This window comes from uncultured Parabacteroides sp. (assembly GCF_947855115.1).
In the GTDB taxonomy this organism is placed as follows: Bacteria; Bacteroidota; Bacteroidia; order Bacteroidales; family Tannerellaceae; genus Parabacteroides.
Map to the genome: position 1 here is coordinate 121,276 of NZ_CANTZW010000009.1, position 8,137 is coordinate 129,412.

4 protein-coding genes are annotated in these 8,137 nt (G+C 46.7%); 2 read left to right on the forward strand and 2 right to left on the reverse strand.

The annotated features are described in order from the left end of the window. Window positions 1-14 precede the first annotated feature (14 nt). Window positions 15-2,381, reverse strand: a complete 2,367-nt coding sequence (locus Q0110_RS08015) for an ABC transporter permease (protein ID WP_297905438.1) — start codon at window positions 2,379-2,381, stop codon at window positions 15-17. 157 nt (window positions 2,382-2,538) lie between these two features. Between Q0110_RS08015 and Q0110_RS08020 the strand changes: the two genes are divergently transcribed. Both Q0110_RS08020 and Q0110_RS08025 read left to right on the forward strand, forming a co-directional pair. Continuing rightward, window positions 2,539-3,315 carry a response regulator gene (locus tag Q0110_RS08020; RefSeq protein ID WP_366139656.1) on the forward strand — a complete coding sequence of 259 codons (777 nt, stop codon included), beginning with the start codon at window positions 2,539-2,541 and terminating at the stop codon, window positions 3,313-3,315. Window positions 3,316-3,333: 18 nt separating this feature from the next. After that, a complete protein-coding gene (locus tag Q0110_RS08025; protein ID WP_297905444.1) occupies window positions 3,334-4,311 on the forward strand; it encodes an ATP-binding protein in 978 nt (325 codons plus the stop codon). Between the two features lie 644 nt (window positions 4,312-4,955). Here Q0110_RS08025 and Q0110_RS08030 read toward each other — a convergent pair. Continuing rightward, complete coding sequence (locus Q0110_RS08030; protein WP_297905447.1) at window positions 4,956-7,658, reverse strand: prolyl oligopeptidase family serine peptidase; 2,703 nt, start codon at window positions 7,656-7,658, stop codon at window positions 4,956-4,958. Window positions 7,659-8,137 lie beyond the last annotated feature (479 nt).

Consider the following 8,137-nt stretch of genomic DNA (forward strand, 5'->3'; position numbering starts at 1 on the left):
AATATTCCTCTTCACTATTCGCTCCGTAAGGCATTTACGGGGTTGCGGGATGCCGCTTTATAACTATGCCTGCTTACGGTAAGCAACGTAACCATCAATACGATACTGCCGGAAAGCAGGCATGTTCCTTGGGATATATCCACCCGATATACGAAATTCTCCAGCCAATAGCTCAGCGCATACCATGTGACGGGAGCGGCGATCGCGAAAGCGATCCCTACCCAACCGATAAACTGGCGGTTTAATAGGTACAATATCTCCCCGGTCGTAGCCCCGTTTACCTTACGGATACCGATTTCTTTCGTGCGTTGCCCGATCGCGTAGAGAGCCATGCCGAATAGTCCGAAGGCGGTTAATAGGAGGCTGATGATCGAGTACATGGTGAGTAAATGCGCCAGCTCGATCGTTTTCCGGTTGGATGTCATAAATTCCTCATAGATATCTTGATATTCGAACGGGGTATCGGGGGTGATCTTCTCCCATGTTTGTTTCAGTAAAGCTAGCGCTTCGGTTTTATCCTCTTCTTTCAACCGTATCTGGGCTAGGTTATAAGGAGGGGTATGCGTCAGGTAAGTCAGGCTGGGGTATACCTCTTGCCGTAAAGTTCCTGTATACAGGTTCTCCACGACCCCTACTATGATCGCGTCAGCTTTTTCCTCTTTTTCCTGTTTCTCGAAATCCGTGTCGTAAAGGCGAACGGGCTTCCCCACGGGATTCTCTCCTTTGGGTACAAGCAAACGTGCGTATTGCTCGTTGATGTAAACGGGAGTGTTGTACTGCCGTAGGGCCTCTCGCTCGGAAAGGCCTTGAAGGATGTTTATTTTCATGACCTTTAGGAAAGTGCTATCGCCTTCGTATTGGCCTAGCGTATAATTTAGTTCGTTTCCGTTCTCGTCTTTCAAGACCATCGGCCGCAGGTTGAACTGGATGATACCGCTTTTCGAGAGGCACATCTCTTCTATGGCGGGATAACGCCGGATTTCTTCCGCGAAGGTCTGTATGTGGTTCCCGCTCCAATCGGCTATTTCGATGAGGCCCCGGTAACGTTCGCCGTTTATTTGGGTGAGCGTTAATTGTCGCCGTACGGTTAGCGTGGCGAATACCAAACCTATCGAGATAGCGAACTGTAAGATAGAAAGCCCGCTTATGATCGTTCGCTTCCGGGTTCCGGAGGAGAATGTTCTATATTTGGAATGGGAAAGGGTGTTGATCTTATGGCTCATGTATAATGAGGGAATGACGGATAGGGCCAATATAAGTGCCACGATCACGGGTAGGACCTGTCCGCTGAAAAAGAACCTTAGAGAGATACGCCCGGACACGACCCGGTTGAAAACCGGCAGGAAATCCAACGTAAGCAATATAGACAAGAAGAAAGCGATCAGCACGGTGAGGAAAGTATCCATGAATAATTGACGGTAGATTTGTCCGGCCGATGCCCCCATTACCTTCTGGGTGTAGATCATCTTCACTTGCTGTAGAATACGGGAGAAACTCAGGTTGGCGTAATTGAAACAAGCGATCACGAGAATCAAGAGCGCCGAGAATAAACCGACATACAGCAAGTCTTTCTGGTTGCGGCGTATATAGGGGATATACTCTTGGGTGTAGGTCTGCTCTTGAAAATAGCTCTCTTGGAGGGTATAGAAATAATACTGTCCGGTTTCGCCTTGGAAAGCCGGAACCTTATCGTCCTTTAGCTTTTGAGCGAACGTTTCCATATCGAAGAGATCGTTTACCAGTAATAGGGTAGGGCCGCCTTTGAATTGGGAAGTGGTGCCGGTCAATGCGTCGAACTTCAAGTAGGATTGCGGGTACTCTTTGATAACAGCCGCTACTTCATAGGTAACCGTCTTGTCCTCATAAGAAAACTTTGCCGAGATTGTTTTGCCGATAGCGTCTTCATTCCCGAAAAAGATTTTCGCCTGATGCTCGGTCAAAGCGATCGCGTTTGGCTGGGTTAACGCCTTGTTTATATCTCCGGCCAGCGTTTCATAAGGGAAAAAGCGGGGTAGGGAAGAGTCTGCCCGGATAATCGAGATCGGGTCGAAACGTTTTTCCCCAATGGTGATGAAAGCGGTATTCTCTATGTTCATCCGTAAATAATCCTCTACTTCCGGATATTGGTCTTTTAGTTGCACGGGAATCTTCCCGATGATAAACGATACCTTTTCGCCAGAGGTCAGGGGAGAGTCTTGTGCCATATAGATGATACGTGGTTTATTGGGATTATTCGCTTCTATCCCCGATTCGTAAATGACATACGAGATCAGCAGGTTGGTGCAAGTGATACCTACCGCCAGACTTAATAAGGATATAATGGCGAACGTCTTGTTTCGCCACCAGTTACGGAATATAAGTTTTAGTGAAATGGATTCCATGGTTTTATCAGTTTGTTGGTTCAAAGCTATCCGGTTCCGTGGAATGTGGCAAGTAAAACCAAGGGAAACGATCGTGAAAGACTGGATTTGTCTAAATATTGGACACCGAGACCCGGGAAAAGATCGTATCTTCGCACGCGAGAAAAGAGGAGGTTTTATGCGTGACGCGAAGATTATAGTCGTAGATGATAATGAGGCGGTACTGAGAAGTCTGCGGACGATCCTGTCTCATGAGTTTAAGGCGATCGTTACCGTATCGTCTCCCGTATTATTACCTGCGCTTTTGCGGAATGGAGATGTAGATATGGTTTTACTGGATATGAACTTCGGCACCGGAAAGCAAAGCGGTGGGGAAGGACTTTTCTGGTTGGATCGTATCTTGGAGCTAAAGAATCCTCCGGTTGTTATCTTGATAACCGCTTTCGGGGATATCGAGTTGGCTGTATCCTCCCTTAAAAAGGGAGCCACGGATTTTATCGTGAAGCCTTGGGATAACGAGAAACTGATTCAAACTCTTGTTCATGCGTGGGAACACCGCATGGAATCTGATGCGAGCGAGGTTTCATCCGCGGCAGAATCTCTTATCAACGCGTTGCTAAAGAAATATACGGAGGCTTACGCGAAACCGTTACCTCGTCTGACAGCGGAGGCGGTCGATAAATTATCCGATATGGCCGGCCGGGGCGATCTGGCCTTGTTGCAACAAACCGTCGAACGTACGGTCTTGCTTGTGGATAAGAGCTGCTTGGATGCCGATGATTTCTATGTGGAGGAGCTTTCGGATGTCTCCCATCCCTGTACGTTGGAAGATATGGAGCGGCAGTTTATCGCCGAGGTCTTGAAAGAAAAGAAAGGGAACCTGACGCTTGCGGCCCAGCGATTGGATATTAGTCGCCAGACCCTTTATAATAAGATGCGGAAATACGGATTGTAGCTTATAAGGAGAGTAACTATGGTTAACCGGAATTTATACCTGAAGATTATAGGGAGCGTCTTCTTGATCGTGCTTTTTGCCTTACTTGGAGCCCTATTGTTGATAACCGGTATCTCTTATTTCTTATCCTTTGTATGTCTGTGTTTTATCCTGTTGATAACTCTGTTGCTAATCCGGTGGATGAACGGTACAAACCGTAAGATCGCTATCTTCTTTGAGTCGGTTCGTAATGGGGATGCTGCGTTGCGATATCCGGATACAACGAATGATCCCTTTGTAAAGGATTTATATGCGGAAATGAATCGGATTATCCTCCTGTTCGGTCAAAACCGGAGTGAGGTGGAAGAGAAGCGTTTATATTACGAAAGCATCTTGCGAGTACTGACGCACGAGATTCGTAATTCGATCACGCCAATCCGTTCCTTATCTGCCGATCTGTTGAAATATTCCGGTACATATACTCCGGAGCAATTGCGGGAAGGCTTGGAGGTTATTCACGGGCAAGCGCAAAATCTATCCTCCTTCTTGGATTCCTATCATCGTCTGACGCATCTCCCGGAGCCGGAAAGAACCGAGGTCTCTGTAACCTCTTTATTCCGGAAGATGGAACGATTGTTGTGTGCCGAGCCGGGTAGCGACCGTATTCGTTTTTCCTCTGTGGCGACCTTAACGGTACATGCGGACCAAAACTTGATCGTGTTGGCCCTGATTAATTTGATCCGTAACGCATTGCAGGCTATAGAGGGGCAAGCGGATGGCATCGTCCGCATAGAAGCCTTGGAGACAGATGGTAAGGTATGTATAACCATAACAGACAATGGCCCCGGCATTTCCCCCGAACTATTGTCCTCAATCTTTACGCCTTTCTTCTCCACGAAGTCCGGTGGTAGCGGCATCGGCCTCAGTATCTCCCACCGCATCATGCGATTGCATGGTGGCGATCTAACCGTTAATTCCTTGCCCGGTATCCGTACAGAGTTTCGTATGACATTCTAAAATATGACTCGCTTGATCTTTTCAACAATCAAGTTGAAAGGCTCGACCTTTACACGACTACATATTCTCACTACGTCTCGTTCCGTGTAACCTCCTATTAATTGGCAAATAACGAAGCTTTTCTTTGCTAAGTTTTTTGTTAGCATAGAGTCTTCTAAAGGAAATGTATATTGTGGATTATAGTTTTTGGAAGATATCATAGCTAGGTAAAAGAAATCTTCAGATACTTGTAACTCGTCGTTTGAGATAACGATAGCCATGTGAGGTTTGGTTATTCCATTAGGAAATAGGTAATTGACTTCTACAAGATCTCGTTGATGTATTTTCATTCGATGAGATATTTGGATATATATGCTGCCATGGATTGCCTGGAATGGGCAAGAAATAATTCTTTCTCACTCATAGGACGAGAAGGTTGGCTATCGCATTGCCTTTGGTTGGAGATGTTATGTTTAGTCATCTTGGGTGACGAAACATTTCTAGTCGGTCTGGTTTTTGTCGTTCTCATATCTTTTGCTTTTATGTTATTGGCAAATGTACGCATTTATTTCAAAAGATCTTCTGTTTAAATGGAAAAAGAGATTATGGCTGAAGCTTATAGTATAAATATGGCTTTGGCCATAATCTCTTATAAGATTGTTTGATCAATACCCCAACTCAAACGGTTGATCTACGGCGGGTACGCCTTCGGACATCCATTTAGGCATCTTGTCTTTCTTTAGGTAATGGTTGAAGAATTGGAACATCCGGCGTTGGAAATCCACACGGTTCGCTATTTTCGTGGGCCAATGTGGTTCGCCAGTATAATTCAGCAACCAGCAAGGTTTGCCTAACCGTTTCATGGCAACGAAATACTCGATGCCTTGGTACCAAGGCACATGGCCGTCGGCATCGTTGTGCATGATCAATATCGGGGTCTGTACCTTGTCCATCGTGAACAACGGCGAGTTTTCCAGATAGCGAAGCGGAGAGCTCCATGGCGTAGCTCCCAAGCGGCTTTGCGTATGCTCGTACTGGAAAGAGCGGGCCATGCCGGACCCCCAGCGGATACCGCCATAAGCGCTGAACATATTTACGACAGGCGCCCCGGACTCGATGGCGGAGAATAGGTCTGTGCGAGTCGCCAGATAAGCCACTTGGTAACCGCCCCAGCTATGTCCTTGCGCGCCGATCGCTTTCTCGTCGATATATCCCTTGGCGATCATCATCGCCACACCCGGCATCAAGCAATTATAGCAGCTTTCTCCCGGATAACCATCCACATAACGAATGTCCGGGTTGAAAATGATATATTCATTGCTATTGTATAAATGATAATCGATCGTAGAACGATGCGGTTCCGGCATACGGTAATTATATAAAGTCTCCGAATTCCGCTCGTAGAAGTTTACCATCATCGGGTACTTCTTGTCCGGATCAAAATTCGCCGGTTTATAAACGACACCCTCCAGTGGGCGGCCGTCCAAGGAAATCCATGATACCAGCTCGGCGGTGCCCCAGATAAAACCTTCCTGCTGTTTGTCTCCGTGTGTCAATTGCACGGATTTCTTGAACGCTAAGGTAGAGTGGTGGATATCCGGGTATTGCTGGAAGGTTTCCATCGTGTAGATCACGTCGTCCGTATTTTTCGCCTTGTTGATAGATCGCAACATGTAGTTGCCGGCCAACAAAGTCTTCGGGGCGGCTGGAGCGGAGAGGCGTGCGTTGTAGAATCCGTATCCTTTCGTGGTCTCGTTGAATCCTTTTAATAATTGCGGTTGGCTTAGGTCGATGAAACGAGCCTCTTTATCCAGTTGTTCCAAGCGGTAAGACAGTTTCTCTTTCCTTCCGTTCACGGTCAGGTTGATCGGCGCAGTTGCTGCGGTCGGATCGAATTTCCAGATGTCGTAACGATCGTAGATCAAGAGATTTTGATCATTTGCGGTCCAGCCGGCGGCTCCATGCGCATATGGGTAATCGGGAACGTCGTTCTCCTCGTCCCAGGCCGGGAAACTTTCCGGGGTGGTAAGGCGATATCGCTTACCTTCTGCCAAGGCGATCGTGTACCAGCAGCTATCCGTCTCGCCATACCAATACGCGTATTTACCTTGTGGGGAGAGACGGAAACGACCGTAATCCGCTTGGGCGATTTGCTTACGCTCCCCGTTATCCAACGATACGGTATAATAGTCGCTACGAGTGCGGGCCTCCCACATGGAAGACAATGAATAAGGACGGGAAGTGGAAAGGAGCGCTAGGGGTGCGTCTCCCTCATTACCCAATTGGATATTCGGCAATTCCTCGTTCGCCAATTGGAAGATAGAGCCGTTACCTAGATTATAAACCGCTAGATAGCTTTTCTTTAAATCTTTCTCCTTGTTGTAATTCTGCACGGTATATTGTACGGGTTCGTCCCAACTCCAAACCTGTACGTTCGGACGGTTCTCGGCCAGTTGGGTCGTGTCCTTTTGCCTCGGTTCCGGTGAGGTACCGAAGAACAGGCGGGAAGCGGATTTCGAGAATTGAAGCGTCCTGTTCTCATTGATTACCCATTTGGCGGGGAAAGCCTTGTTTCCACGGGCGGCGATTTCTTTCGCGGGAGCGTTATGTTCGGATAGCCATAGGCTTAACGCTTTGTAAGAGGAATCTTTGTCGGCGCAATATAAGAAAGCCAGCCGTTCCCCTTTCTCGTCGAACGTGGTTTGTTTGAACAGGCCTTTTCCCTCTTTAATGAGCGCCGTACTTCCTTTCTCCGGGTTCAAGGTGAATATACCCGCTTTTCCTTCCGCTACGCTCGTATAATATAGCATACCGCTTTTCTTGGCGAATTGGAAATCCGTTACGGTCGGGAATTGGAAGGTCTTGCTTCCATCCAGCGAACGGACGTACAAAGTGGAGTCTTTCCGGCCTCTTTGATAAGCGATCCAATCCGCTTCATCAGCTAGTTTGAAGGTCTTAAGGGAGTCTATCGTCTCCTTTTTACCGGCGACGGAATAGATCACCAAGCTGTTCATCGGCATTTTATCCTCTTTAGTCTTCAAGATTTTCAAGGAATCTACCGTGGACTTTCCGGGTGTTTGTGTAACGACCAGATAATTAGAGGAGGCAGAGAAGGCGAACTGACCAGCCGGGGAGAAAGTGGCGGTCTCTTGCCCTTGGGCCGCGTACAGATAAACGGTAGCGTCACCTTCCCAAGGCTCCATCTTGCAGGCTACCCATTTCCCATTGTCCGAGATCTCCCGGTCTGTGATTCGTTGCCAAGTGATCAAATCATCAATCGTTAGGCTTTTAGAGGCATTTTGCGCAAAAGCCGGGGAAAGGCTTCCCAGGCATGCTACAAAAGCCAAGTACTTTAAGTGTCTCATCATGGTTATATTTTGATTTTAAACAAAGATAGTGGCTTTATCAGAATCTTTATCGCTTTTGACCGGAATTTGCTTCTGGAAAAACACGTACGTGTTTCCGAGAGAACATGTACGTGTTTTCACAAAAAGTCGTACGTGTTTTATGGACAAGGTAATGGCGCTCTTAATAAGCTCATTATCAACATTCTTTTTGGAACCTTCATGATCGCAGTTATAAGCAGCTTACAATGGGCATTATAAAGGTGTTACAATGCCTATTGTAAAGACCTTGTAATAGGCGTTATGGGGATACTTGGTTTTTATGCTTTCTTCCTTTTTATTTGTTTCTCGGTGGGAATATATTATGTTTTTTCACAACATCGTGTAAGCCAAGCCTACCCTTTATATACTTTTTATGGATGGTTGAATTTGGAAGTATATATTACTAATGTACACATGTACATTATAATATCGCAATGTCAAAAACGGCGACTTTAAACGAA

Excerpts from the sequence above, each read along its gene's own strand:
- Q0110_RS08020 (WP_366139656.1), top strand. The coding sequence starts at position 2,539 with ATGCGTGACGCGAAGATTATAGTCGTAGATGATAATGAGGCGGTACTG.
- Q0110_RS08030 (WP_297905447.1), bottom strand. The coding sequence starts at position 7,658 with ATGATGAGACACTTAAAGTACTTGGCTTTTGTAGCATGCCTGGGAAGC.
- Q0110_RS08015 (WP_297905438.1), bottom strand. The coding sequence starts at position 2,381 with ATGGAATCCATTTCACTAAAACTTATATTCCGTAACTGGTGGCGAAAC.
- Q0110_RS08025 (WP_297905444.1), top strand. The coding sequence starts at position 3,334 with ATGGTTAACCGGAATTTATACCTGAAGATTATAGGGAGCGTCTTCTTG.